At 68.6% G+C, this 25628-nt stretch carries 23 protein-coding genes; 7 read left to right on the top strand and 16 right to left on the bottom strand.

Annotated features, from left to right (window positions below; translation table 11 throughout):
- Nucleotides 1-9 precede the first annotated feature (9 nt).
- The 3 genes from fabI to fabA form a co-directional block, all read right to left on the bottom strand.
- Entirely contained in the window at nucleotides 10-858 is an 849-nt protein-coding gene (gene fabI, locus WFK98_RS19180; RefSeq protein ID WP_266336793.1) for an enoyl-ACP reductase FabI, read from the bottom strand.
- A 26-nt stretch (nucleotides 859-884) separates the two neighbouring features.
- Entirely contained in the window at nucleotides 885-2108 is a 1224-nt protein-coding gene (gene fabB / locus WFK98_RS19175) for a beta-ketoacyl-ACP synthase I (protein ID WP_266336792.1), read from the bottom strand.
- 69 nt (nucleotides 2109-2177) lie between these two features.
- Nucleotides 2178-2705 carry a 3-hydroxyacyl-[acyl-carrier-protein] dehydratase FabA gene (gene fabA / locus WFK98_RS19170; RefSeq protein WP_266336791.1) on the bottom strand — a complete coding sequence of 176 codons (528 nt, stop codon included), beginning with the start codon at nucleotides 2703-2705 and terminating at the stop codon, nucleotides 2178-2180.
- Nucleotides 2706-2926: 221 nt separating this feature from the next.
- Here fabA and WFK98_RS19165 point away from each other — a divergent pair, with 221 nt between their 5' ends.
- Complete coding sequence (locus WFK98_RS19165) at nucleotides 2927-3265, top strand: hypothetical protein (RefSeq protein ID WP_336801334.1); 339 nt, start codon at nucleotides 2927-2929, stop codon at nucleotides 3263-3265.
- A 55-nt stretch (nucleotides 3266-3320) separates the two neighbouring features.
- On the opposite strand, the gene WFK98_RS19160 is transcribed toward WFK98_RS19165, so the two are convergent.
- Nucleotides 3321-3632, bottom strand: coding sequence for an ArsR/SmtB family transcription factor (locus WFK98_RS19160; RefSeq protein WP_266336789.1), 312 nt, complete (start codon nucleotides 3630-3632; stop codon nucleotides 3321-3323).
- A gap of 114 nt (nucleotides 3633-3746) precedes the next feature.
- Between WFK98_RS19160 and WFK98_RS19155 the strand changes: the two genes are divergently transcribed.
- A complete protein-coding gene (locus tag WFK98_RS19155; protein ID WP_336801333.1) occupies nucleotides 3747-4946 on the top strand; it encodes an MFS transporter in 1200 nt (399 codons plus the stop codon).
- Here WFK98_RS19155 and mtnA read toward each other — a convergent pair whose 3' ends face one another.
- Nucleotides 4947-6041, bottom strand: coding sequence for an S-methyl-5-thioribose-1-phosphate isomerase (gene mtnA / locus WFK98_RS19150; protein WP_336801332.1), 1095 nt, complete (start codon nucleotides 6039-6041; stop codon nucleotides 4947-4949).
- An 86-nt stretch (nucleotides 6042-6127) separates the two neighbouring features.
- Between mtnA and mtnC the strand changes: the two genes are divergently transcribed.
- Nucleotides 6128-6847: an acireductone synthase gene (gene mtnC / locus WFK98_RS19145; protein ID WP_336801331.1), complete on the top strand. Its 720-nt coding sequence runs from the start codon at nucleotides 6128-6130 to the stop codon at nucleotides 6845-6847.
- The gene (locus WFK98_RS19140) at nucleotides 6844-7755 is read left to right on the top strand and encodes a DMT family transporter (protein WP_336801330.1); all 912 of its coding nucleotides are present in this window, start codon (nucleotides 6844-6846) and stop codon (nucleotides 7753-7755) included. The genes mtnC and WFK98_RS19140 overlap by 4 nt, the downstream gene beginning before the upstream one ends.
- 20 nt (nucleotides 7756-7775) lie before the next feature.
- Here WFK98_RS19140 and WFK98_RS19135 read toward each other — a convergent pair whose 3' ends face one another.
- The 9 genes from WFK98_RS19135 to hemP all read right to left on the bottom strand — a co-directional run bounded on the left by WFK98_RS19135 (nucleotide 7776) and on the right by hemP (nucleotide 16958).
- Nucleotides 7776-8507: a dienelactone hydrolase family protein gene (locus WFK98_RS19135; RefSeq protein WP_336801329.1), complete on the bottom strand. Its 732-nt coding sequence runs from the start codon at nucleotides 8505-8507 to the stop codon at nucleotides 7776-7778.
- Between the two features lie 70 nt (nucleotides 8508-8577).
- Complete coding sequence (locus tag WFK98_RS19130) at nucleotides 8578-9507, bottom strand: ABC transporter permease (RefSeq protein WP_336801328.1); 930 nt, start codon at nucleotides 9505-9507, stop codon at nucleotides 8578-8580.
- The gene (locus tag WFK98_RS19125) at nucleotides 9504-11138 is read right to left on the bottom strand and encodes a sugar ABC transporter ATP-binding protein (RefSeq protein WP_336801327.1); all 1635 of its coding nucleotides are present in this window, start codon (nucleotides 11136-11138) and stop codon (nucleotides 9504-9506) included. Before WFK98_RS19125 ends, WFK98_RS19130 begins: the two co-directional genes overlap by 4 nt.
- Nucleotides 11135-12010 carry a sugar ABC transporter substrate-binding protein gene (locus WFK98_RS19120; RefSeq protein ID WP_336801326.1) on the bottom strand — a complete coding sequence of 292 codons (876 nt, stop codon included), beginning with the start codon at nucleotides 12008-12010 and terminating at the stop codon, nucleotides 11135-11137. Before WFK98_RS19120 ends, WFK98_RS19125 begins: the two co-directional genes overlap by 4 nt.
- A gap of 104 nt (nucleotides 12011-12114) precedes the next feature.
- Nucleotides 12115-13689 (bottom strand): xylulokinase, encoded by a 1575-nt coding sequence (locus WFK98_RS19115; RefSeq protein WP_336801325.1) that lies wholly within the window; start codon nucleotides 13687-13689, stop codon nucleotides 12115-12117.
- Between the two features lie 148 nt (nucleotides 13690-13837).
- A complete protein-coding gene (locus tag WFK98_RS19110) occupies nucleotides 13838-14623 on the bottom strand; it encodes a heme ABC transporter ATP-binding protein (protein ID WP_336801324.1) in 786 nt (261 codons plus the stop codon).
- Nucleotides 14624-14697: 74 nt separating this feature from the next.
- Complete coding sequence (locus tag WFK98_RS19105) at nucleotides 14698-15765, bottom strand: FecCD family ABC transporter permease (protein WP_336801323.1); 1068 nt, start codon at nucleotides 15763-15765, stop codon at nucleotides 14698-14700.
- An 11-nt stretch (nucleotides 15766-15776) separates the two neighbouring features.
- The gene (locus WFK98_RS19100) at nucleotides 15777-16769 is read right to left on the bottom strand and encodes a heme/hemin ABC transporter substrate-binding protein (RefSeq protein WP_266336777.1); all 993 of its coding nucleotides are present in this window, start codon (nucleotides 16767-16769) and stop codon (nucleotides 15777-15779) included.
- Between the two features lie 12 nt (nucleotides 16770-16781).
- Nucleotides 16782-16958, bottom strand: a complete 177-nt coding sequence (hemP, locus tag WFK98_RS19095) for a hemin uptake protein HemP (protein WP_266336776.1) — start codon at nucleotides 16956-16958, stop codon at nucleotides 16782-16784.
- Nucleotides 16959-17249: 291 nt separating this feature from the next.
- Here hemP and WFK98_RS19090 point away from each other — a divergent pair, with 291 nt between their 5' ends.
- The 3 genes from WFK98_RS19090 (at nucleotide 17250) to WFK98_RS19080 (ending at nucleotide 21728) form a co-directional block, all read left to right on the top strand.
- Nucleotides 17250-19364, top strand: a complete 2115-nt coding sequence (locus WFK98_RS19090) for a TonB-dependent receptor domain-containing protein (protein WP_336801322.1) — start codon at nucleotides 17250-17252, stop codon at nucleotides 19362-19364.
- A gap of 151 nt (nucleotides 19365-19515) precedes the next feature.
- Nucleotides 19516-19827: an antibiotic biosynthesis monooxygenase family protein gene (locus tag WFK98_RS19085; protein WP_266336774.1), complete on the top strand. Its 312-nt coding sequence runs from the start codon at nucleotides 19516-19518 to the stop codon at nucleotides 19825-19827.
- Between the two features lie 191 nt (nucleotides 19828-20018).
- Nucleotides 20019-21728: an MFS transporter gene (locus tag WFK98_RS19080; protein ID WP_336801321.1), complete on the top strand. Its 1710-nt coding sequence runs from the start codon at nucleotides 20019-20021 to the stop codon at nucleotides 21726-21728.
- Nucleotides 21729-21938: 210 nt separating this feature from the next.
- Here WFK98_RS19080 and polA read toward each other — a convergent pair whose 3' ends face one another.
- Complete coding sequence (gene polA, locus WFK98_RS19075) at nucleotides 21939-24884, bottom strand: DNA polymerase I (protein ID WP_336801320.1); 2946 nt, start codon at nucleotides 24882-24884, stop codon at nucleotides 21939-21941.
- Nucleotides 24885-24976: 92 nt separating this feature from the next.
- Nucleotides 24977-25528, bottom strand: a complete 552-nt coding sequence (locus WFK98_RS19070; protein ID WP_336801319.1) for a hypothetical protein — start codon at nucleotides 25526-25528, stop codon at nucleotides 24977-24979.
- Nucleotides 25529-25628 lie beyond the last annotated feature (100 nt).

Here is a 25628-nt window from a genome sequence, read left to right as displayed (position 1 = left end):
CCGAAAAGCCTATTCGACCGCCTGCGGGTTGTTCGCCTCGGCATTGGCCTCGTGCACCTTCAGCTCTTCCAGTCGCGGCATCGAGACGATGTTGTAGCCGGAATCGACGAAATGCACGTCGCCGGTGACGCCGGCGCCGAGTTCGGACAGCAGGTAGAGCGCCGAGCCGCCGATCTCGTCGAGCGAGACCGTGCGACGCAGCGGCGAATTCTTCTTCTGGTAATTGTACATGATGCGCGCATCGGCGACGCCGGAGCCGGCGAGCGTGCGGACCGGGCCGGCCGAGATGGCGTTGACGCGGATATTGTCGCCGCCGAAATCCATGGCGAGGTAGCGCACCGACGATTCAAGCGCCGCCTTGGCGACGCCCATGACGTTGTAGTTCGGCATGACCCGGGTCGAGCCGCCATAGGTCAGCGTCAGGATCGAGCCGCCATCCTTCATCAGCGTCGCGGCGCGCTTGGCGATCTCCGTGAAGGAGAAGCAGGAGATCACCATCGTCTTCACGAAATTGTCGCGCGTCGTGTCGGCGTAGCGGCCCTTCAGCTCGTTCTTGTCGGAGAAGCCGATGGCATGAACGATGAAATCGATCTTGCCCCATTCCTTCTCCAGCGCCGCGAAGACGCTGTCGACCGAGGCGAGGTCCTCGACGTCGCAGGGGAGCAGCAGCTTGGCGCCGACAGCGTCGGCCAGCGGCTTGACGCGCCGGCCGAAGGCCTCGCCCTGATAGGTGAAGGCGAGTTCGGCGCCATGCGCGGCCAGCGTCCGGGCGATGCCCCAGGCGATCGAATGATCGTTGGCGACACCCATGATGAGACCGCGCTTGCCGCTCATCAGGTTGCTGATTGGTGCCGTCATTCGATCGTCCTTGTTCTTGTTGTGTCTCAGGCGACGTAGCGCTGGAAGACCAGCGAGGCGTTCGTGCCGCCGAAGCCGAAGGAGTTGGAGAGTACGGTATCGATCTTCGCGTCGTCGATGCGCTTGCGCACGATCGGCATGTCGGCGAAGGCCGGATCCAGTTCTTCGATGTGCGCCGATTCGACGATGAAGCGGTTGTTCATCATCAAGAGGCTGTAGATCGCTTCCTGCACGCCGGTGGCGCCGAGCGAATGGCCCGTCAGCGCCTTGGTGGCGGAAATCGGCGGGCACTTGTCGCCGGAACCGAACACGGTGCGGATCGCCTCGATTTCCGGGGCGTCGCCGGCCGGCGTCGAGGTGGCGTGCGGGTTGATGTAGTCGATCGGGCCCTTCACGGTCGAAAGCGCCTGGCGCATGCAGCGGATGGCGCCCTCGCCAGACGGGGCGACCATGTCGTAGCCGTCCGAGGTGGCGCCGTAGCCGACGACCTCGCCATAGATGCGGGCGCCGCGGGCCTTCGCATGCTCGAGCTCTTCCAGCACCAGCACGCCGGCGCCGCCGGCGATGACGAAGCCGTCGCGGTTCTTGTCATAGGGGCGCGAGGCGACGGCCGGGCGGTCGTTGTACTTGGACGACATGGCGCCCATGGCGTCGAACAGCACGGAGAGCGTCCAGTCGAGCTCCTCGCAGCCGCCGGCGAACATCACGTCCTGCTTGCCGTACTGGATCATCTCATAGGCGTTGCCGATGCAATGATTGGAGGTCGCGCAGGCGGACGAGATCGAATAGTTGACGCCCTTGATCTTGAACCAGGTCGCGAGCGTGGCGGAGGCGGTCGACGACATCGCCTTCGGCACCGCGAACGGACCGACGCGCTTCGGGCCCTTGGAGCGGGTGATGTCGGCCGCCTCGACGATGGCGCGGGTCGACGGGCCGCCCGAGCCCATGATGATGCCGGTGCGCTCGTTCGAGACCTCGTTCTCCTCGAGGCCGGCGTCGCGGATCGCCTGCTCCATGGCGACATGGTTCCAGGCGGTGCCGCCGCCGTGGAAGCGCATGGCGCGACGGTCGACGACCTCGGCCGGATCCAGCGTCGGCATGCCCTGCACCTGGCAGCGGAAGCCGAGCTCGGCGAAGTCCTTGGCGGCGGTGATGCCGCTCCGGGCCTCGTGCAGGCTCGCCAGCACTTCCTGGGTGTTGTTGCCGATGGAGGAGACGATACCCGTCCCGGTCACTACGACCCGCTTCATCGCTCGGTGTCCTTCCTGAATTCTAACGTTCGGCCATGACCGGCCGGCCCGCACGGGCCGGCCCCGCCATCAACCGACGGCAGGTGTCGCCTCGCCCTGGAACAGGCCGACGCGCAGGTCCTTGGCGCGGTAGATGGTGACGCCATCCGCCTTCAACCAGCCATCGGCGATGCCGAGCACCAGCTTGGAGCGGAGAACGCGCTTCAGGTCGACGCCGTATTCGACCTTCTTGACGCTCGGCACGACCATGCCGGAGAACTTGATCTCGCCGGTCGAGAGCGCGCGGCCGCGACCGGGCGAACCGCTCCAGCCGAGGAAGAAGCCGAGCATCTGCCACATGGCGTCGAGGCCGAGGCAGCCCGGCATCACCGGATCGCCCTTGAAGTGGCACTGGAAGAACCAGAGATCCGGATTGACGTCGAGCTCGGCGCGGATGTGGCCCTTGCCATACTCGCCGCCCTCTTCGCTGATCGACGTGATGCGGTCGAACATCAACATGGGCGGCAGCGGCAATTGCGCATTGCCTTCGCCAAACAATTCCCCTCGCCCGCAGGCGAGCAGAGCCTCATAGTCGAAGCTCGACGGGCGATCTGCCATGCCGTCAATCTACCTCTGTTCGGCGCGGCCTCTTAACAATGCGGGCCCGCGCACTATCCTGTTTGCGTGGAGACGTTCGCCCCCCGACGCTGATCGAGGCCTTCCTAACATAGCCGTTCCCCGATCGAAAGCCCGGCGGATTTGTTCGTTCGTGCTGCGCCGGCCGCGCTGATAGGATGAAGCGGGCCGCGATCGCCCCGATGCCGCCAGGAGATGATTCGATGCCGAGATCCTTCCGCAGGAGCGTCGTTTTCGGCGCGCTGGCGATGTTTGCCGGCTTGGCAGCAGGGCCGGCGCTCGCGGGCAGCGGCATCGACACGCCGCAACTGTTCCAGCAACCCAATCTTTTCAGCCAGCCAAAGATGTTCACGGCGCCACAGCCGACCGTGCGCACGCCGGCCGGTCCGCAGATCCGGCCGATGGTCGGCAGCGAATGCCGCACCCTGCTCGGCACCTGCCCGCTCGGCCGGCTGGAGCAGGTCGGCGACCGCTGCTTCTGCCGGACGCCGAGGGGCGCCGTGCAGCAGGGCACGACGGAGATCCGTCGCCAGGGTCGCTGACGGCCGGGGCCGCGTGGCTCTTCAACGTCGGGAAGGCAACGCCCGGAGGCGCCGGTCAGGACTTCGGACCGAGGATCGCCGGCAGCAGGCCGGGGAAGCGGGCTTCGAGGTCGTCGAAGCGGACCGAGATCATCCGCTTGGCACCATCGATGCGGGCGCGGGTGACGCCGGCCTCGCGCAGCTTGGCGAGGTGATAGGTCAGGTTGGTCTTGGGCAGGCCGGAAAAGGCCGAGGTCGCGCCGCAGCTGTCCTCGCCAACCTTCATCAGGTGCTGCACCACGTCGCGCCGGATCGGGTCGCTCAGCGCCTCCAGCACGGCGGAAAGATCGATCTGCTCGGTGAGCGGGTGAAACAGGTCCTTGGCCATGGACGAGACATAAAGGTGGCGGCCAATCAGTTCAAGAGTTATTGAACTTTGCTTGACGCCTCCGATTGCCGCGCCATATTGTCCAACAGTTTTTGAACTCTTGGATAAAACACCATGCTTCGCTCCCTGATCTGGCTGGCGCTCGGCACCTTCGCCATCGGCACGGAAGGCTTCATGATCGCCGGCATCCTGCCGATGATCGCCGGCGACCTGCAGGTGTCGGTCGCGGCGGCCGGCCATCTCGTCACCTGCTTCGCGCTGGTCTACGCCGTGGCGGCGCCGCTGCTCGCGGTGGCGACGGCCAACTGGCCGCGCAAGACGCTGCTCGCCGCCGCCATCACCGCCTTCGGCCTCGCCAACATCGTCGCCGGGCTGGCGCCGGACTATCTCTGGCTGATGGTGTCGCGTGTGCTGCTGGCGCTGTCGGCCGCCGCCTTCGTGCCGTCCGCCTCGGGCACGGCGGCGACCATGGTCGCGCCGGAAAAGCGCGGCCGCGCCATCTCGATCATCTACACGGGCATGACGGTGTCGATCATCGTCGGCGTGCCGATCGGCACGCTGGTCGCCGAGCATTTCGGCTGGCGCGCCACCTTCCTCGGCGTCGCCGGGCTGGCGGCGATCGCCCTTGTCGGCATCCTCGCCGCGCTGCCGCGCGTCGGCGCGCCGGCCAGCGTCTCGCTCGCCGCCCGCATCGAGATGGTCCGCCGCCCCGACCTCCTGATCGTGCTGGCGCTGACCTTCCTGACGCTCGGCGGCATCTTCGCGATCAACACCTATTTCGGCGCCCTGATGACCGAGATCTTCGGCGCGACGCCGGAAATGGTCGCCGGCGCGCTGTTCCTGGCCGGCATTGGCGGCGCCGCCGGCAACCTGATCGGCGGCTATGCCGCCGACCGCTGGAACGGCAGGCGCTTCCTCACCGCCGTGCTGGCGACGCTGACGATCAACTTCGCCGCGCTGTCGCTGGTCTCGGTCTTCGCGCCCAACCGGCACGGCCTCGTCGTCGCCTATGTCATCGCCGCCGTCTGGGGCCTGGCGGGCTGGTCGTTCCCGGCCGTGCAGCAGGTGCGGCTCGTCCGCCTGGCGCCGTCGCTCGCCGCGGTGTCGCTGTCGCTGAACTCGTCGGCGCTCTATTTCGGCACGGCGGCCGGCGCCGCGATCGGCGCGCTCGCGATCGATTTCGTCTCGATCACGGCGATCGGCTGGACCGCCGCGCTGTTCGAGCTGGCGGCGCTCGTCCTGATGCTGGCGACGATGAAGGCGCCGGCGCGACAGGCGGAGCCTTCTCCCTGCCCCGCCGCCGAGCGGGCCTGATCAGGCCTTCTCGGGATAGAGACCGAGCAGGCCGGCGCGGCTCGCCTCGGCGACGCCGCGCTCGGTGACGAGGCCGGTGACGAGGCGGGCGGGCGTCACGTCGAAGGCCGGGTTGCCGACCCTGGTGCCCTTCGGCGCCAGCCGCACCTTGACGATCGAGCCGTCGCCGGCGACGCCGGAGATATGCGTCACCTCGTCGGAGGCGCGCTCCTCGATCTCGATCTCGGCGACGCCGTCCTCCATGTTCCAGTCGATCGTCGAGCCGGGCAGCACGACATAGAAGGGCACGTGGTTGTCTTTGGCCGCGAGCGCCTTCAGATAGGTGCCGATCTTGTTGCAGGCGTCGCCCGAGGCGGTGACGCGGTCGGCGCCGACCAGGCAGATGTCGACCTGGCCATGCTGCATCAGGTGACCGCCAGCATTGTCGACGATCAGCGTGTGCGGCACGCCATGCGAGCCGAGCTCCCACGTCGTCAGGCTGGCGCCCTGGTTGCGCGGCCGGGTCTCGTCGACCCAGACATGGACGGGGATGCCGTCGTCATGGGCGCGGTAGACCACGCCGAGGGCCGTGCCCCAGTCGACGCAGGCGATCCAGCCGGTGTTGCAATGGGTCAGGATGTTGACCGGGCGCGAGCGGCCATTGGCCTCGTAGATCTCGCGCACCAGCCGCGCGCCCTGTTCGGCGATGGCGCCATTGGTCTCGATGTCCTCGGCACGCAGCCGGTCGGCGACGACATAGGCGGCGACGGCGCGATCGTCCGGGGGCAGGTCGCGGATCTCGCGGCGCAGGATCTCGAGCGCCCAGCGCAGATTGACGGCGGTCGGCCGGGCGGCGTTGATCGCGTCGAAGGCGGCATCGACATTGGCGTCGGACGGGTCGTCGCGCAGCGCCATCGCATAGCCATAGGCGCCGGTGACGCCGATCAGCGGCGCCCCGCGCACCACCATGCGCTTGATCGCGTCGATGGCGTCGGCGACGTTCATCAGCTTCAGCGTATCGAAGCGATGCGGCAGCAGGGTCTGGTCGACGACGGTGACCGTGGTCTCGGAGGGATCGCGCCAGATCGACCGATAGGATACGCCGTCGACTTTCATCAAAAACTCCGCGACCGAAAATGGGATGACCGCCCTCACGTAATCGAGTAGAGGCGGAAGTACCAGTAACCATCAGGGCTCCATCGATGTCGACCCCGCAAATCCGCGCCATTTTGACCGATATCGAGGGCACGACCTCGTCGATCTCCTTCGTCAAGGACGTGCTGTTTCCCTTTGCGCGCAGTCGCCTCGCCGGCTTCGTCGCCGAACACGCGGCCGACCCGGAAGTCGCCGACGCGCTGGCCGAGGCGCGCACGCTGGCCGAACGGCCCGATCTCGACACGGAAGCGACGATCGCCCTGCTGCAGGGGTGGATCGAGGAGGACCGCAAGGCCAAGCCGCTCAAGGCGCTGCAGGGCATGATCTGGGAGGACGGCTATCGTTCCGGCGTGCTGAAGGGCGACATCTATCCCGACGCCATCGCCGGGCTCGAGGCCTGGAAGGCCGAGGGCCTCGCCCTCTACGTCTATTCGTCCGGCTCGGTGCTGGCGCAGAAGCTGATCTTCGGCTTCACCCATGCCGGCGACCTGACGCCGCTCTTCTCCGGCTATTTCGACACCGCCATCGGCTCGAAGCTCGAGGCGGCGTCCTATACCGCGATCGCCGGCGAGATCGGCATCGCCCCGGCCGAGATCCTGTTCCTCTCCGACAACACGAAGGAACTGGACGCGGCCCGCGCCGCCGGCATGAAGACGATCGGCCTCGACCGCGGCGAGGCGGTGATCCCGCCCGACCAGACCCATCCGCTCGTCACCGAATTCGGCGCCATCGACGCGAAGGCCGGCACCGTCCGCAACGCAGGATGAACCGGGAATCGGGCTCCGCCACGGCGGTCGGCGCCGCCGCGATCGGCCTCTGGGCCTGCCTCGCGGCGCTGACCGGCGCCAGCAAGTCCGTTCCCACCTTCGAGGCGCTCGGCCTCACCTTCGCCATCGCCGCCGTCGCGGCGCTGGCCGGCTTCCTCGCCATGCGCGGCCCGGCCGGCGTCCGCGCCGGCCTGCGGCAATGGCCGCTCCGGGCGTGGGTCCTGACCACGGTCGCGATCTTCGCCTATCACGCGCTCTATTTCGCCGCGCTGCGCCTCGCCCCGCCGGCGCAGGCAAGCCTGATCAACTATCTCTGGCCGCTCCTGATCGTGCTGTTCTCCGGCCTGATCCCCGGCGGCAGCACCAGGCTCGGTCTGCCGCAGGTCGCCGGCGCCGTCCTGGGCTTCGCCGCCACGCTGCTTCTGGTCGGCGGGCCCGGCCCGGTCGAGGCGAGCGGCACGGCGATGGCCGGCTATCTCGCCGCCCTCGTCTGCGCCTTCACCTGGTCGCTCTATTCGGTGCTGAACAACCGCATCAACGCGCCGGGCAGCGAGCCGATGATCGTCGTCTGCGCCCTCGTCGCCGTGCTGGCGGGCCTCTGCCATCTCGCGATCGGCGAGACATTCGTCCTGCCCGATACCGGCGCGACATTGTCGCTGCTCGCGCTCGGCATCGGCCCGATCGGCGCCGCCTTCGTCGCCTGGGACCACGCCACCAAGCATGGCAGGCTGGCCCTGCTCGGCGCCATGTCCTATGCGGCGCCGCCGCTGTCGACGCTGATCCTGGTGCTGACCGGCCAGGCGGAGCCGAGCCTCACCCTGCTCGCCGCCACCCTGCTCGTCGTCGCCGGCGCCGGCCTCGCGGCGTTCGGCTCGAAATGGCAGCAGCGCCGCAGCCAGCCGGCCTGAGCGCCGCGAAAGCGGGCGCTCTAGCGCAGCGTCTCGCCAAAAAGCTCTAGCAGGCGCTTCCAGTGCCGCGCCGCGCCGGCCTCGTCATAGACGCCGTGATCGCTGACCGCCCAGCCATGCGCCATGCCGACATAATTCTCGAGGATGTGGTCGACGCCGGCCTCGCGCAGCGCCTCGGCCAGCTTCGCCGATTGCGCCGGCGGGAAGCTCGCGTCGACGCCTGCCTCGCCGACATAGACGCGCGCCCGGATCGAGCCGGCGCGCAGATGCGGGCTGTCGGGCGCGTCGCTGGCGAGATTGCCGCCATGGAAGCTCGCCGCCGCCGCGATCCTGTCCGGATAGGCCGCCGCCGCCGTCAGCGCCCGGCCGCCGCCGAAGCAATAGCCGACGGCGCCGATCGGACCGGTCGCGCCGGCCGCGGTCAGCGTCTCGATGAAGGCGGCGCCGTCGCGCTCGGTCATCGCCTGGGTCGTCGCCTGCAACATCGCCCGCAGTTGCACCCGCGTCGTCTCGTTGCTGAAGGCATTGGTGTCGAACGGCCCATAGGGCGCGGACCGGTAGAAGAGGTCCGGCACGAGGACGAAATAGCCGGCATCCGCCAGCTTCTCGGCCATGCCGTAGAGCGCCGGCCGGAGGCCGAAGGCGTCCATGTAGAGGATGACGCCAGAAGGGGTAGCGTTCGGCCCGGCCGGGGCGAACAGGGCGGCGCTGGCGGCGCCGTCGGCGGTCTTGATCTCGACGTCCTGTCTCATCGCAATGCGTCCGTGGTGGGAGAAGCAGCCGGAAGGCAACGGACGGAAGATAAGGCGGCCGAAGCGAACCTCAATCGCCGTCGCGGCCGAAATTGCGCACCAGCACGGCGGCCAGGATGATCGCGCCGGTCAGCAGGTCCTGCAGGAAGCTCGGCACGCCGAGGATGGTGAGGCCGTTGGAGACGACGGCGATGATCGCAGCCCCCACCAGCGTGCCGGGCACGCTCGGCTCGCCCTCGCGGAACGCCGTCATGCCGAGGAAGACGGCCGCATAGGCCTGCAGCAGGTAGCCGCCGCCGCCGGTCGGATGGGCGCTGCCGAGGCGGGCCGTCAGCAGCAGGCCGGCGAGGCCGGCGAGCGCGGCGCAGAGCGCGAAGGCGACGACCATGTCGCGCCGGACCGGCAGGCCGACGAGGCGGGCCGCCTCGCGATTTCCCCCGATCGCATAGAGCCGGCGGCCGAACTCGGTCTGGTCGAGCAGCAGCCAGAACACGATCGCGACGCCGATCAGCCACAGCGTCGGGACGGGTACGCCCATAAGCGTGCCGCGGCCGAGATCGCGGAAGCCGGCCGGGATGCCGGAAAAGAGCGTGGCGCCGTTGGAAACCCAGAAGGTCAGCCCGCCGATCACCGTGCCGAAGGCGAGCGTCGCGATGAAGCTCGGCACCTTGTAGCGGGCGACGAGGAAGCCGGAGACGGCCCCCATCGCCACCGCCGAGACGAGGACGACGATCATCACCACGGGAACGGCGACGCCGGCCGCGAACAGGGCGGCGGCGGCGATGCCGGCCCAGGAGACGACGGCCGAGACGGACAGGTCGAACTCGCCCAGCACCATCACCAGCGTCGCGCCGATGGCGACGATGGCGAGCAGCGCCATCTGCTGGGTGATGTTGACGAGGTTCGACATCGAGCCGAAGGCCTGCGGCGAGGCGATGGCGAAGACGAGGATGATCAGCGCCAGCGCCAGAAGCGTGCCGTAACGGCGAAGGAAGGTCATGCGGAGCGTTCCGAGGGCGGCCGATGCTCGTCGGGAGCATGGCCGAAGGCGGCGGCGACGACCGCCGCGCGGGTGAGCGAGGAACCGTCGAGCTCGGCCACCAGCCGACCGGCATGGAGCACGAGGACGCGGTCGGAAAGGGCGAGGAGCTCCTCGATGTCGCTGGTCGCCATCAGGACGGCGGCGCCGTCGGCGGCGATCCTGCGCATCTCGGCATGGATTTCGCCCTTGGCACCGACATCGACGCCGCGCGTCGGCTCGTCGACGAGGAGGGCGCGGATCGGGCGGCCGAGCCAGCGGCCGAACAGCAGCTTCTGCTGGTTGCCGCCGGAAAGCGTCGCCGGCGAGCGGTCCGGACCGGCGGAGACGAGGCGGAGACGGGCGCCGGTGGCGACGGCGAACTTTCGGATTTTCGAGCGCGACGGGACCGGAAGGCGCGGGACCGCGCGAAAATCGGAAAGGTGAGCCAGCGAAAGATTTCTCTCGATCGAGAGCGAATTGGCGAGGCCCTCGCGGCGGCGGTCCTCGGGCACATAGGCGCAGCCGGCGGCGATGCGGCCGGCCGGCCCATGCCCGGGCACCTGGCCGTCGATCGCGATCAGCCCCCGCCCGGGCGTCGCGCCCCAGAGCGTGCGCAGGAGCGACGAACGGCCGGCGCCGACGAGGCCGTAGAGGCCGACGATCTCGCCCGGCCGCACGGCAAGGGCGACGCGACCGTCGCCCGGGCCGAAGGCGAGATCGGCGGCCAGCGCGGGCTTTTCACCTCTCCCATCGGGAGAGGTCGACGGCGCAGCCGGCGGGTGAGGGGTTGCGGCGTTGCCGGAGCGGCCTGTCCCTCTCACCCGGCCCTCCGGGCCGACCTCGCCCCCTGGGAGAGGTGAATGAGTGGAAGAGCCCGCCCCCGTAGTCCCCGACATCATCGCGACCAGGCCGGCGCGGCTGGTGTCGGCGACGGCGCCGAAGCCGACCGTGCGGCCGTTTCTGAGCACGGTGTAGCTGTCGCAGAGGTCGAGCACCTCGTCGAGCCGGTGCGAGATGAACAGAACGGCGCAGCCCTCGGCCGAAAGCTGGCGCACGATCGCGTGCAGCCGCTCGGCCTCGCCCTCGGACAGGCTCGAGGTCGGCTCGTCCATGACGACGAGACGGCAGGGGTCCATCAGCGCGCGAACGATTTCCGCCATCTGGCGCTGGCCGGGCGTCAGCCGCGCCGCCGGCCGGTCGAGCGGCAGGTCGGGGGCGATGCGCGCCGCCACCTCGGATACCTTCGCCCGCATGGCGCGGCGATCGATGAACGGGCCGCGGCGCGGATGGCGGCGGCCGATCCAGGCATTGCCGACGGCGTCGAAATGCGGAACCAGGTTCAGTTCCTGGTGGATGAAGCGCAGGCCGAGCGCCTCGGCCGCGCGCGGGCCGTCGATGGCAATGTTCGCGCCATCCAGCCGGATCGTGCCGGCATCGGGCTGGTAGAGGCCGGAAAGCGTCTTGATCAGGGTCGACTTGCCGGCGCCGTTTTCGCCGACAAGCGCATGCACCGACCCCGCGCGGAGCGCGAGATCGGCGGAATCGAGAGCTTTCGTCGCGCCGAAGTGCTTGACGAGGCCGCCCAGCGCGAGAAAGGAATCCGATGTCACGGGCAGGTGACGCCCAGCGTCTCCGGGGTGATCAGCTTGGCCGGCGCGTAGATCTCGGCCTTCTCCGGCGCCTTGCCGGCGAGAATGCCGGTCAGGCCCTCGGCCGCGAGGCTGGCCATGGCGTCGAAGTCCTGGCTGACCGTGCCCTTGATGTGCGAGCACGACTTGATCAGCTCGACCGCCTGCGGATTGCCGTCGATGCCGGCGATGATGATCTTCGAATCCGGCTTGTCGGCCTCGATCGCCAGCTGCGCGCCGATCGCCGGCTCGTCCCAGGCCGCCCAGACCGCGTCGATCTGGTCGCCCTGGCTCTTCAGCCAGTTCTCGGTGGTCTTGCGCGCATCGTCGACCGGGCCCGGCACGACGACATAGTGATCGGCGACGACCTTGATGTCCGGGTACTTCTTCAGCGCCTCGTCGAGCGCCAGCTCGCGCTGGTGCACGCCCGGATGGGCCGAATAGTAGAACTTGGCGATGTTGCCCTTGCCGCCGAGCTTGCCGAACAGGAAGTCGGACAGCTTGGTGCCGAGCTCGAAATTGTCCGAGGTGACGTTGAGCACGACGCCCGGCGCCTTGGCGCCGTCGATGGTGACGACGGGAATGCCGGCGGCGGCGGCGGCATTGACCTGGTCCTGGATCTGGGTCGGATCGACGCTGACGAGCACGATCGCCGCGACCTTGGCGGCGACGACGTCCTCGATGCGGCTGGCGAGCTGGCCCATGTCGCCGCGCGTGTCGACCACCGTGGCGTTCCAGCCGGCCGTCTTGGCCTTGTCCTGGAACACGTTGATCATCTGGTTGGTGGCGACCGAGCTCTGATACGGCGTCAGCACCGCCACGTCGGCGGCGAAGGCGCCAGCCGTCGAGGCCATCAAACCGGCCAAGGCCAAACCAAGAATTCCAGCCCGCATTTTTTCACTCTCCCCTTGGGTGCGGGGAGAGTGATATCGCTTCCGCCACGCCGGGCGCAAGCGGCTCAGAGCGCCGGATCGAGCGCGGCGGCGAGCGCCCGCGCATGCGACGCCGCCTCACGATAGGCGGCAAAGCGCCGGGCGGCCCTCTTGGCCCGATCCTTCCTCGGCTTGACGACGGTTTCGTCGCTGCCGGCCGCCGACTTTTCCGCCTTGCCCGCAGCCTTCTTGGCGCCGGCGCCCGCCTTGGTCGCACTCGCGGCCTTGGCGGCGGCCGAGCCTCCCTTCGGCGCGAGCCCGATGATCGGCGCGATGATGCGGAAGGCGCCATAGGCGGTGACGATGCGGGAAGCGGCCGGAACGGTGACCCTGGCGCCGGTGACGTCGGCGATCAGATGCGCCACCGTCAGGCTGCCGGCGACGCCGCCGGCGAGCGCGATGGTGGCGGGCTTGATCGGCAGCGCGTCGAGATTGTCGCGGATGGCGTGAGCAAGCCCTTCAAGCACAGCATAGGCCAGCGCTTCCGGCGCGTGGTCGCGATCGAGGCCGAAGAAGGCGCCGCGCACGGCGCGATCGGAAAACGGCGCGCGCTCGCCGATCAGATAGGGCAGGAACAGCGCGCCCGGCGGGTTGGCGTCCTGCGCCTCGGCCGCCGCATAGAGCTCGGCGACCGGCCGGCCGGCGACATGGGCGAACCAGTCGATGGCGAGCCCTGCGGCGAGGAAGGGCGAGATGACGATGACGTCGGTGCCGACAGGCGCGGCGAGCGTATAGGCGTCGCGCGGCGGCTTCGCCACCGAATGGGGCATGGTGGCGGCGATCCAGCCGGTGGTGCCGAGATAGGCGTGCGGCCGGTCGTGCTGCTCGCTCGACGTGCCCCAGGCGGTGGCCCCGCCATCGCCGGCGCCGACATAGACGGGAATGCCGGGCTTCAGGCCAAGCGCGCCGGCGGGCTCCGGCAGCAGCGGCCCGGCGAGCGCGTCGGCATCGAGGATGTCGGGCAGGATCCGGAGCGACAGGCCGATGGAACCGAGGATCGTCGCGTCCCAGTGCCGCTCGGCGAGATTGAGCAGGCCGGTGGTGGTGGCGCAGGTCGGATCGACGACGGCGCGGCCGGTCATGCGGTGGATCACGGCGTCCTTGGCGCCGAACAGCACGCGCTCGACCGCCGTCATGGTGTCGATCTCGTGGTTGAGCAGCCAGTCGAGCCGGAACAGGCAGAGCGCCGGCTCGGCGCGGTTGCCGATGCGGTTCTCGAAATCGGGCGGCAGCTGCGCCTTCACGGCCGCGATCTCGGCCGCCGTCACGCGGGCGTCGCTATAGAGCAGCGCCGGCCGCACGCTGGCGCCGTCGCGGCCGAGCAGGATCACGTTCTGCATCGAACCGGTGAGCGTGATGGCGATCGGCTGGATGTCGATGGCGAGCGCCTGGACGGCGTCGACGGTCGCCTTCCACCAGGCGGCCGGATCCTGCTCGGCCCAGCCCGGATGCGGCACGGCGGTCACGATCGGCGTGTCGGCGGAGCGCAGGGTACGTCCCGCCTCGTCGAACAGCGCAGCCTTCACCGACGAGGTTCCGACGTCGATGATCAGTACCGTGCGCTCCGGCGACGGCTTCCTGACCGGCTTCCTGACTGCCATGTTCGAATCCCTGTCCGCGGTTTCGGGAGGCGCAATCTAGAGCCTGTTCCCGCCGGAGGGAATCGGCATGGCGACGCGCCCCTCCCCTTCGGGCAGGTTGTTCGCCGGAAACGCTCTGGGCCGCGCGGCCGGGACGGGAGCCGGCCGCTCAGGCGGCGTGGGCGCTGTGCGGCAGGATGAAGGGCGCATCGGTCGGCACGCCGCCGACATGGACGCTGACGCCGAAGACGGAACGCATCATCGCGTCGGTCAGCACCTCGCGCGGGGGGCCGCTCGCGGCGATCCGGCCGGCGCTGACGACGAGGATCTTGTCGGCATAGAGCGCGGCCAGGTTCAGATCGTGCAGGATGGCGACGACGCCGCCGCCGGCGCGGGCGAAGTTGCGCGCCGTGTCGAGGGTCAAGAGCTGGTGGCGCAGGTCGAGGCTCGCGGTCGGCTCGTCGAGGAACAGATAGCGCGGCACGCCGGCCACGACCGGCTCCCAGACCTGGCAGAGCACGCGGGCGAGATGGACGCGCTGCTGCTCGCCGCCGGAGAGCTCCTGGAAGAAGCGGCCGCCGAAGCCGTTCAGGTCGACGCGGGAGAGCGCGGCGGCGACGCGGGCGGCGCGGGCCGCCGGGTTCAGGGCGCCGCTGGTGCCGAGGCGGACGACCTCGTGCACGGTGAAGGGAAAGGCGAGCGACGAGGCCTGCGGCAGCACGGCGCGGCGCTGCGCCAGCTCATACGGCCGATAGGCGGAGAGGTTCCTGCCGTCGAGCCGGATCGAGCCGGAGGCCGAGCGCAGCTCGCCGGTCACCGCCTTCAGGATGGTCGACTTGCCGGCGCCGTTCGGCCCGACCACCGCCGTCAGTTCGCCCGGCTTCACGCGCAGCGACACATTGTCGAGGATGGCGCGCTGGCCGGCGCGGACGGTGAGGGCTTCGACTTCGAGCATGACGGCTTCCGGTTCGGAGGAGCGCGGCCGCCGGGCGGCCGCCGCTCCACGGTTCAGGTCGGGGCGTTGCCGCCCTAGAGGTCGATGACGCCGCGCTTCCTGAGCAGGATCGACAGGAAGAAGGGCGCGCCGATGGTGGCGGTGACGATGCCGATCGGCAATTCGGCCGGGGCGACGATCGTCCGGCAGACCATGTCGGCGACGATCAGGAGCGACGCGCCGAGCAGCGCCGTCGCCGGCAGCAGCGTGCGGTGTTCCGGGCCGATCACCAGGCGCAGCACATGCGGCACGACGATGCCGACGAAGCCGATGATGCCGGCGAACGCCACCGACACGCCGACTGCGAGCGCCACCACCAGGATGATCAGGCTCTTCAGGAACTGCGTGTTGAAGCCGAGATGGCGGGCTTCCGCCTCGCCCAGCACAAGGGCGTCGAGCCCGCGCGCGGTGAACGGCATGGCGATGAAGACGCCGATGACGAAGGGGAGCGTCAGCAGGATCTTGTGCCAGGTGGCGCCGCCGAGGCCGCCCATCGACCAGAAGGTCAGCTCGCGCAGCTGGAAGTCGTTGCTGCGGAAGACGAGATAGGCGGTGATGGCGCCGGCGATGGCGCCGAGCGCGATGCCGGCGAGCAGCATGGTGCCGACCGAGGTCTGGCCGCGCCGGGTCGCGATCGAATAGAGCAGCAGCGTGGTGCCGAGACCGCCGAAGAAGGCGGCGATCGGCAGCGCGCCGATGCCGAGGAAATCCATCACCGGGGCGAGGAAGGCGCCGCCGAGCACGATCACCAGCACCGCGCCGAGCGCCGCGCCGGCCGAGACGCCGACGAGGCCGGGATCGGCGAGCGGGTTGCGGAACAGGCCCTGCATCATCGCGCCGGCCAGCGCCAGCGCCGCGCCGACCATTGCGCCGAGCAGGGTGCGCGGGATGCGGATGTCGAACAGGATGACGTGGTTGACGGTGTTGATCGCGTCGAAGCGGCCGGCGAGCGCATCGGAAAGCAGGCCCGCCACCTCCGCCGTCGACAGGCCGGACGGACCGACGCACACCGAGATCACGCAGACGGCGAGAAGCAGCAGGACGAGGGCGGCGGTCACCACCCGCGCCCGGCCGCGACGGTCGCCGGCAATCGGCGCTGTCATCACGAGGCTCATCAGTTCGCCGCCGGCCACTCGGGAAGGTCGAGCTTCGGATAGAGCGCGTGGGCGAGGTCGCGCGCCGCATCGGCCGTGCGCGGACCGAAGCCGAGCAGATAGAGGCCGTCCATCGCCACCAGCGCCTTGTCGCGGGCGGCGGGCGTGGCGCGCAGCGCCGGCGAATCGAACACGACGTCCGGATCCGGCACCGACTGCGAATTCATCATCACGACGACCTCCGGGGCGGCGGCGATCAGCGCCTCGTCGGAAGCGGGCTTGTAGCCCTCGACGGCGGCCATCGGATTGACGCCGCCGGCAAGCGCGATCATCGAATCGGCGGCCGTGTTGTGGCCGGCCGCGAGCGGCTTGCCGCCGTTCAGGCTCATCACGAAGACGGCCTTCTTGCGCTCGTTTTCCGGGATCCTGGCGATCGCCGTCTCGAGCGCCTTGAACTTGGTGGCCAGGTCGTTGGCGATCTTGTCGCCCTTCTCCGTCTCGCCGAGGATGTCGGCGATCAGGCGGACCTTGGCGATGATGCTGTCGCCCGAGCGGCGCTCCGGCACGATGACGATCGGCACCGAGGCGGATTCGAGCAGGGTGATCGCGTCCTTCGGGCCGGAGCCCTCGACGGCGATGATCAGGTCCGGCTTGACCGAGAGCACGCCCTCGGCCGACAGCGCGCGCATGTAGCCGACATCCGGCTTGGCGTTCGCCTCGGGCGGATAGGACGAGGTGGTGTCGCGGGCGATGATGCGGTCGCCGGCGCCGAGCGCATAGACGATCTCGGTGATGTCGCCGCCGATGGTGACGATGCGGTCCGTCGAGCCGATCGTGACCTTGCGGCCGGTGGCGTCCTCGATCACCCGCTCGGCCGCGACCGACTGGACGATGGCGCCGCAGGTGATGACGATGGCGAAGGCCAGGCCAAAGAGGAACTGGAAGCGACGACCTGCCAGGCGCTCGACCGAGCGAGCCAGGCCGAAATGCAGGGGAGAGTGCGCGAGCCTCATGATTGATCCCGTCTACTTGTTCAATATGAGCTTGCCGGCCCGGGTGAGGCGCAGCCTGTAATCCTCGCCGACATGGCGAATGATGATTTCCCGCGCTCCCCGAAGCAGTTCTTCGCTGGCAATCACGCGCGGACCGGAGCCCGGGGCGGGCGAGTCCAGCGCTTCTGCGGCCGAAAATGTGTCGTGCATGTCAGCTCCACCGGATTGCCTGGGTGGCGGCAATTTCGAGTCATTCTAAACTTGCGAACTATTCGCAACAATTTAGTTGACTGACGTACTCACCTTTTCGTATCTCCGCAAGTGAAAGATCACTGCGCCGGTTCGGCCGCCCTCGGGGGAGCCGCGGACGACCGGCATTCCGCCAAGCACGCCAGTGCCGCGCGCCCCGCATCGAGCGGGCCCCGGACAGCCAGCCAGGCCTTCCACCTACAGAACGCCTATGGGGCTCGCATGCGTGTCGCTCGACATAAGACTTGGCTGATGGCTGGTACGGCCGCAGCCCTCCTCGCTGCCTTTTCCGCGACCGTTGCGAAGGCGCAGTCCGCCGCCGCGCCGACCGCCAACAGCTCGGAAACCGACGAAGAGCTGAAGAAGAAGGCCGCCAAGGGCCAGACCAGCTTCCTGGCGCCGATCACGGTGACCGCCGCGCCGGAAGGCTGGAAGAACCCGTTCGCGACGCCGGCGCCCGTCAGCTCGGCCGGCGAGGACGAGATCCAGCTGTTCGGCCAGCGCAACCTCGGCAACGTGCTGCGCGCCATGCCCGGCACCTTCTCGCGCGATTCGATCCAGAACGCCGGCCTCTCGGTCAACATCCGCGGCCTCGAAGGCTCGGGCCGCGTCAACACCATGATCGACGGCGTCCGCCAGAACTTCCGCTTCACCGGCCACGAGGCACAGGGCTTCGCCTATGTCGACCCGGCTCTGGTCGCCGGCGTCGACGTCACCCGCGGCGCCATCTCGACCGCCGGCGGCGCCGGCGCGCTGGTCGGCTCGGCCAATGTCCGCACGCTCGGCGTCGACGACATCCTGACCGACGGCAAGAACTGGGGCGCGCTCGCGACGCTGACCTGGGGCAGCAACGGCGTCGGCTTCTCGGAAATGGCGGCCGGCGCGGTGCGCTCGGCCGGCGGCGGCGCGGCGATCGCCGGCGCGATCAGCTACGCCAACCCCGACAACTACAAGAACGGCGACGGCATCGAGGTGCCCTATACCGGCCAGGATCGCCTGTCGGGCCTGGTCAAGGGCGAGTTCGCCCCGACCGACGACCTGACCGTCAATGTCGGAGCGGTGCTCTACACCAACGACTTCCTGGCCAATTCCTACAACCAGAACATCCGGTCGGACACCTACACCGCCGGCTTCAACTGGGATCCGGACAGCGAACTGGTCAACGTCTCCGGCCATTTCTACGTCAATGACGTCAAGATGACCTATGGCGACAACGCCGCCGGCACCGCCAACACGACGTCCGGCCGCGTCATCGAGGACCTCGGCATCGGCTTCGACCTGTCCAACACCTCGAAGTTCAACCTCGGCAACGTCGCCGTCAGCTCGACCTATGGCGTCGAGTACTTCCACGACGACGTCGACGCCTACAACACCTGGACGCCGAACAGCGAAGGTGGCGTCAATCCGAGCGGCAACAGCGGCATCGGCGGCGTCTTCTCGGAGACGACCTTCACCTACAACATCGTCGACGTGATCGCCGGCCTTCGCTACGACTTCTACACGCTCGACGGCACCACCAACGTGCCGAGCAACAATCTGGCCGGCCTGCCTGCGGGCAATTACGACCTCGACCAGTCGGAAGGCCGCGTCGATCCCCGTATCACCCTGGCGCTCAACCCCTATGAGTGGCTGCAGCCCTACGTGACCTATGCGGAGACCTTCCGCGCGCCGACGATCAGCGAGACCATGCTGGGCGGCATCCATCCGGGTAGCGGCCCGACCAACAGCTACAGCCCGAACCCGTTCCTGGAGCCGGAAATCGCCAAGGGCTGGGAATTCGGCGCCAACATCAAGAAGGACGGCCTGTTCACCGAAGGCGACATCTTCCGCCTGAAGGCCAACTACTACTACCAGAACATCGAGAACTACATCGCCGTCCAGAACGTCGGCTATGTCTGGTGGTTCGTGAACACGCCCGGCACCTCGGTCATCAAGGGTCTCGAACTCGAGGCTCTCTATGACGCCGGCTTCGCCTTCGCCAACGTGTCCTACACCCATGCGGAATCGAACCTGCCGCCGACCCAGAACGGCCTCGGCGTCGCGAGCTACCTGCCGGACAACGTCTTCGCTCTGACCGCCGGCGCCCGCTTCCTGGAGCGTCGCCTGACGGTCGGCGGCCGCGTCAACTATGTCGGCAACACCGACGCCGGCCAGGGCTTCTTCGGCTCCACCGTCGCCGACTGGGACGCCTACACGCTGGTCGACGCCTTCGCCAACTACAAGTTCGACAACGGCCTCGACCTGTCGCTCAACGTGACCAACATCTTCGACAAGGCTTACACCCCTGCCCTGTCGACGCTGAGCAGCTGGACCGGCGACACCGGCCGCGGCCGCACCGTCCTGCTGACGGCGAAGATGCAGTTCTGAGCCGGATCTGAATACACCGGCCCGGCGGTGTGGTGACGACGGGCAGGTGTGAGGAGGGAAGGCCGGCGACGGTCCTCCCTCCTCCTTTTTTTGCCGGATTGCCGGCGCACACCCACACGCACCTCATCGGCACGCAAACGGAAGATCCATCATGTACATCGCCATGAACCGCTTCAAAGTCATCAAGGGCATGGAAGCCGAGTTCGAGGAAGTCTGGCGCAACCGCCCGCGCAACCTCCACGAGATGGAAGGCTACGTCTCCTTCAACCTGCTGAAGGGCGCCACGGCGGAAGACCACACGCTCTATTCGTCGCACACCGTCTGGCAGACCCAGGAGAACTTCGTCGCCTGGACCAAGTCGCAGCAGTTCCGCGATTCCCACAAGGGCGCCGGCGACCGCAAGCCGATGTTCCTCGGCCATCCGAACTTCGAGGGCTTCGAGTCCGTGGAAGGCGTCGGCTAGCCAGCAGGCCGCATCGGCCGTCACGAGATTTTGAAGCCAGAGCCCTTGCGATCGGCCGACCTGTGGACCTATCGATGATTAGATCAGGGTAACTTACTATATCCCGATCGTATCAATAGGGCGCGCTTTCTGTCGTTCGTCCGCAGCTCCGCCGCGGACGAACCCCAAAAAGGCCCCTCGGGGCCACAAGAATGCAAGCCGAACACCACGCCGCGCGCCCGGCGAACTACAAATGGGTCGCGCTCAGCAACACGACGCTCGGCATGCTCGCCGCGTCGATCAACGGCTCGATCCTCCTGATCAGCCTGCCCGCGATCTTCCGCGGCGTCGGCCTCAAGCCGCTCGAACCCTCCAACGTCAACATCCTGCTCTGGTCGATCATGGGCTACATGGTCGCGACCTCGGTGCTGGTGGTGACCTTCGGCCGGCTCGGCGACGCACTCGGCCGCGCCCGGATCTACAATCTCGGCTTTCTAATCTTCACCATCTGCGCGGTGGCGCTCAGCCTGATCCCGAGCGGCGGCGGCGCGCTCGCCGCCTGGTACATGATCGGCGTGCGCGTCATCCAGGGCGTCGGCGGCGCCATGCTGATGGCGAACTCCACCGCGATCCTCACCGATGCCTTTCCGCAGAACCAGCGCGGGCTGGCGCTCGGCATCAACACGGTGGCGGCGATCGGCGGCTCGTTCATCGGCCTTTTGATCGGCGGCCTGCTCGCCGACATCGACTGGCAGCTGGTGTTCTGGATCAACGTGCCGTTCGGCGTCATCGGCACGGTCTGGGCCTACTGGAAGCTCAGGGATCGCACCACGCCGCGCCGCCGCCCGGTCGACTGGGCCGGCAACCTCACCTTCGGCATCGGCCTGATCCTCGTCCTGATCGGCATCACCGAGGGCATTCAGCCCTATGGCAGCTCGGCCATGGCCTGGGGTAGCCCGGAAGTGCTGACGCTTCTCGGCGTCGGTCTGGCGCTGATTGTCGCCTTCCTGATCGTCGAGAGCCGCGTCGCCTTCCCGATGTTCGACCTGAAGCTGTTCCGCATCCGGCCGTTCTCGCTCGGCAACCTCGCCAGCCTCACCGCCTCGATCGGCCGCGGCGGCCTGCAGTTCATGCTGATCATCTGGCTGCAGGGCATCTGGCTGCCGCTGCACGGCTATTCCTTCGAGGAGACGCCGCTCTGGGCCGGCATCTTCATGCTGCCGCTCACCGTCGGCTTCCTGGTGGCGACCCCGGTCTCCGGCTATCTCTCCGACCATCACGGCGCCCGGCCCTTCGCCGTCGGCGGCATGCTGATCGGCGCGCTGAGCTTCGCCGCGCTGATGATGCTGCCGCCCGATTTCAGCTATCCGCTGTTCGCGGCGCTGCTGTTCCTGAACGGCCTCGGCTCCGGCCTGTTCGTGGCGCCGAATTCGACGGCGATCATGAACTCGGTGCCGGCGGCCGAGCGCGGCCAGGCGGCCGGCATGCGGGCGACGACGCTGAACGCCGGCCAGGTGCTCTCGATCGGCATCTTCTTCAGCCTGATGATTCTCGGTCTGACCGAGCAATTGCCGGGCGCGATGGAAGCGGCGCTGATCGCCGAGCAGGTGCCGCAGGCGGTCGCCCATCACGCGGCCTCCGCGCCGGCGGTGGCGAGCCTGTTCGCCGCCTTCCTCGGCTACAACCCGATGGGCGAACTGCTGTCGCCGGACGTGCTCGCGACGCTGCCGCCGGCGAGCGTCGCCGAGATCACCGGCAAGACCTTCTTCCCGCATCTGATGGCGGCGCCGTTCATGCACGGCCTCGTCTTCGCCTTCACCTTCTCGATGATCCTGAACCTGATCGCGGCGGCGGCGTCCTGGGGCGCGGGCGGCAAGTTCGTCCACGCCGAGAGCGAAGCGTCCCCCGTCCCGGCCGAATAGGCTCTTTCCCAAAAAACAAAGGCGCGGCCCTGCGGCCGCGCCTTGTTATGTGACACAGGCACCCCTTCACCTCTCCCTGAGGGAGAGGTCGACGGCCGCGGGCCGGCGGGTGAGGGGTTGCGATCTCACCGGATGGGCCTCAGCCCCTCACCCGGCCCTTCGGGCCGACCTCTCCCCATGGGAGAGGTGAAGGAGAGGCTAAGCCGAATATCAGTGCGCCTCGTCCCAGTTGTCGGCGGCGCGGGCGTCGACGTTCAACGGCACGCTGAGCGCCACCGCCGGGCTGGGCGCGTTCTCCATGATACGGGTGACCAGCGCCAGCGTCGGCTCGACCTCGGCGTCCGGCACCTCGAAGATCAGTTCGTCATGCACCTGCAGCAGCATGCGGGCGTTGAGGCCGGCCTGCTCCAGCGCCGGCTCGACGCGGATCATGGCGCGGCGGATGATGTCGGCGGCCGTGCCCTGCAGGCGGGCGTTGATCGCCGCGCGCTCGTTGAAGGCGCGGATCGAGGCGTTCTTCGACGCGATCTCGGGATAGTGGCAGCGGCGGCCGAACAGGGTCGTCACATAGCCCTGGTCGCGGCAGATCCGCTTGGTCTCCTCCATATAGTCGCGGATGCCCGGGAAGCGCTCGAAATAGCGCTTGATATAGGCGCCGGCCTCATCGCGGGCGATCGACAGTTGGTTGGCGAGGCCGAAGGCCGAGATGCCGTAGATGATGCCGAAATTGATCGCCTTGGCGCGACGGCGCACTTCCGAAGGCATGCCCTCGACCGGCACGCCGAACATCTCCGACGCCGTCAGCGCGTGGATGTCGATGCCCTCGGCGAAGGCGTTCTTCAATTGCGGGATGTCGGCGATCTCGGCGAGCAGCCGCAGCTCGATCTGCGAATAGTCGGCCGAGACCAGCTTGTGGCCGGGCTCCGCGATGAAGGCGGCGCGGATCTTGCGGCCCGCCTCGGTGCGAACCGGGATATTCTGCAGGTTCGGCTCGGACGAGGACAGCCGGCCCGTCGTCGTCGCCGCCAGCGCGTAGGAGGTGTGGACGCGCTTCGTCTCGGGATGCAGGTAGGTCGGCAGCGCGTCGGTATAGGTCGAGCGCAGCTTGGAGAGCTGGCGCCAGTCGAGGATCTTCTGCGGCAGCTCGTAGCCCTGCTCGGCCAGGTCCTCGAGGATGCTGGCGCCGGTCGCCCAGGCGCCGGTCGCCGTCTTGGTGCCGCCCGGCAGGCCCATCACGCCGAACAGGATGTCGCCGAGCTGCTTCGGCGAGCCGACATTGAAGGGCTGGCCGGCCAGCTCCTGGATCTCGGCCTCGAGCGCGCCCGCCTTCTGCGCGAACTCGCCGGAGAGGCGCGAGAGGATGGCGCGGTCGATCGAGATGCCGCGCCGCTCCATCGAGGCGAGCACCGGCACCATCGGCCGCTCCAGCGTCTCGTAGACGGTGGCCATGCCCTCGGCGGCGAGGCGCGGCTTCAGCACCTGCCAGAGCCGCAGCGTGACGTCGGCGTCCTCGGCGGCATATTCGCTGGCGCGCTCGATCGGCACGCGGTCGAAGGTGATGCGCGACTTGCCCTTGCCGGTGACGTCGTCGAACGAGATCGGCTTGTGGCCGAGCCACTTTTCCGACAGCGGGTCCATGCCATGCGTGCCGCGGCCGGCATCGAGCACGTAGGAGATCAGCATGGTGTCGTCGAACGGCGCCGTGTCGATGCCGTAGCGCGCGAGGATCAGCCAGTCATATTTGAGGTTCTGCGCCACCTTGAGCACGGCGCGGTCCTCGAGCAGCGGCTTCAGGATCGCGAGCGCCGTGCGGATCTCGAGCTGGCCGGGCAGCAGGCCCTCGGTGAAGAGGCCATCGCCCTCGCCGCGATGGCCGAGCGGGATGTAGCAGGCCTCGTTCGGTGCAACGGCGAGCGAGACGCCGACGAGCTCCGCCTGCATCGGATCGAGCGAGGTGGTCTCGGTGTCGACGGCGACGACGCCGAGCTCGGTGGCGCGCGCCACCCAGGCCCAAAGCCTGTCCTCCGTCGTCACGACCTCATAGCCGGAATGGGTGAACGGGACCGCCTTGACGGCGGCGGCGCGCGCGGCGGCGAGGCCGGAGGGCGTCAGACCGCCAATATCCTCGATCGCCGGCTGCGGCATACCGTCGGGGCCGAGGACGGGCGCAGCGGCATCGGCCTGACGCCCCTTCGCGACCAGCGCGCCGCTCGCCTCGACCGCGCCGGATTCGACCCCTGTCGCGGCGGCGACGCGGCCGGTCAGCGTGGTGAACTCCATCGCCTTGAGGAACGAGATCAGCTGCTCGCCGATGACGGGCCGCACGCCGAGCCGGTCGATCGGCTCGTTCAGGGGCACGTCGCGGTCGAGCGTGACGAGCCGCATCGAGATGCGCGCCAGCTCGGCATTGGCGATCAGCGCCTCGCGCCGCTTCGGCTGCTTGATTTCCTCGGCCCGGTTCAGGAGCGTCTCGAGATCGCCATAGGTCTCGATCAGCTGCGCCGCCGTCTTGATGCCGATGCCCGGCACGCCGGGGACATTGTCGACCGAATCGCCCGCGAGCGCCTGCACATCGACGACCTTCTCCGGCGGCACGCCGAATTTCTCGATCACCTCGTCGCGGCCGATCGTCTTGCCCTTCATCGTGTCGAGCATCAGCACGCCCGGCTCGATCAGCTGCATCAGATCCTTGTCGGAGGCAACGATCGTCACGTCCGCGCCGGCCGCCACCGCCTGCTTCGTGTAGGTGGCGATCAGGTCGTCGGCCTCGAAACCTTCCTGCTCGATCGACGGCACGTTGAAGGCGACGACGGCCTGTCGAATCAGCCCGAATTGCGGGCGCAGGTCCTCCGGCGGCTCCGGGCGCTGGGCCTTGTACTGGTCGTAGAGCGCATTGCGGAAGGTAGTCGAGGAATGGTCGAAGATGACGGCGAGATGGGTCGGCTTGACGCCGGTCTCGTTCGCGTCCTTCAGCAGCCGCCACAGCATGTTGCAGAAGCCGGCGACCGCGCCGACCGGCAGGCCGTCGGACTTGCGCGTCAGGGGCGGCAGCGCGTGATAGGCGCGGAAGATGTAGGAGGAGCCATCGACGAGAAAGACGTGATCGCCTTTCTGGACGGGGCGGGACTGGATGGCGGAAGCGAGCGTGTCTGACATGCGCGGACTATGCCCGCGAGCATCCGGTTTGGCTACAGCGGCCGATACGATGACAACGGTTCTGCTGCCATCGTGCTGTCGGCCGGGAGCGGTCAGCGGAGCCGGACAGGCGCGACCTGGACCGGGCTCGTCGCGACGACGCTGGCGACGGCGAGACAGGCGGCGATGCCCGTCAGCGCCAGCACCATCTGCATCAGCGGGCCCTCGGTGAGGCCGGCGCCGGCGGCGATGGCGACGACCAGGCCGAGGCCGAAGGCGCCGCAAAGGCTGCCGAGCCGCTCGCGGGCGAAGGCGGCGACGACGGCGCGCAGGCTGGAAGCGGTGAGCAGGCCCAGGATGGCGAAGGCGGCGAACAGCGCCCAGTCCTCGGAGGGCGGCAGCAGCGGCCCGAACGGGGCGATGCCGGTCAGCGCCGCGGCGCCGAGGATCGGCCGGCGCGACAGGCTCATGACGCTGACCGCGGCAAGCGCGCCGGCAAGGTAGAGCAGCGCGCAGAGGGCGATCGGGGCCAGCGCGGCCAGCGCCGCCGCCGGCTCGAGCGGGGCCTTGCTGCCGAGGAAGAGGACGATCGTCGTCGAGGCCGCCAAAGTCGCCGCGATGCGCATTGTCGCCTGCTGTCCTGTCAATTCCGCCACCTGTGCCATTGCGGTCTCCTTCCAACGACCTGCTGTTTAACGGAACATTATCCATCTTCGTTCCCGGCGCTGTTACGCGGGTCACAGCCTCCCGCCGGCCGTTACCGGC

Source organism: Kaistia sp. MMO-174, from assembly GCF_037147815.1.
In the GTDB taxonomy this organism is placed as follows: Bacteria; Pseudomonadota; Alphaproteobacteria; order Rhizobiales; family Kaistiaceae; genus Kaistia; species Kaistia nematophila.
The sequence above is the reverse complement of the archived record's forward strand: the minus strand, read 5'-3'. Positions and strand labels throughout refer to the sequence as shown.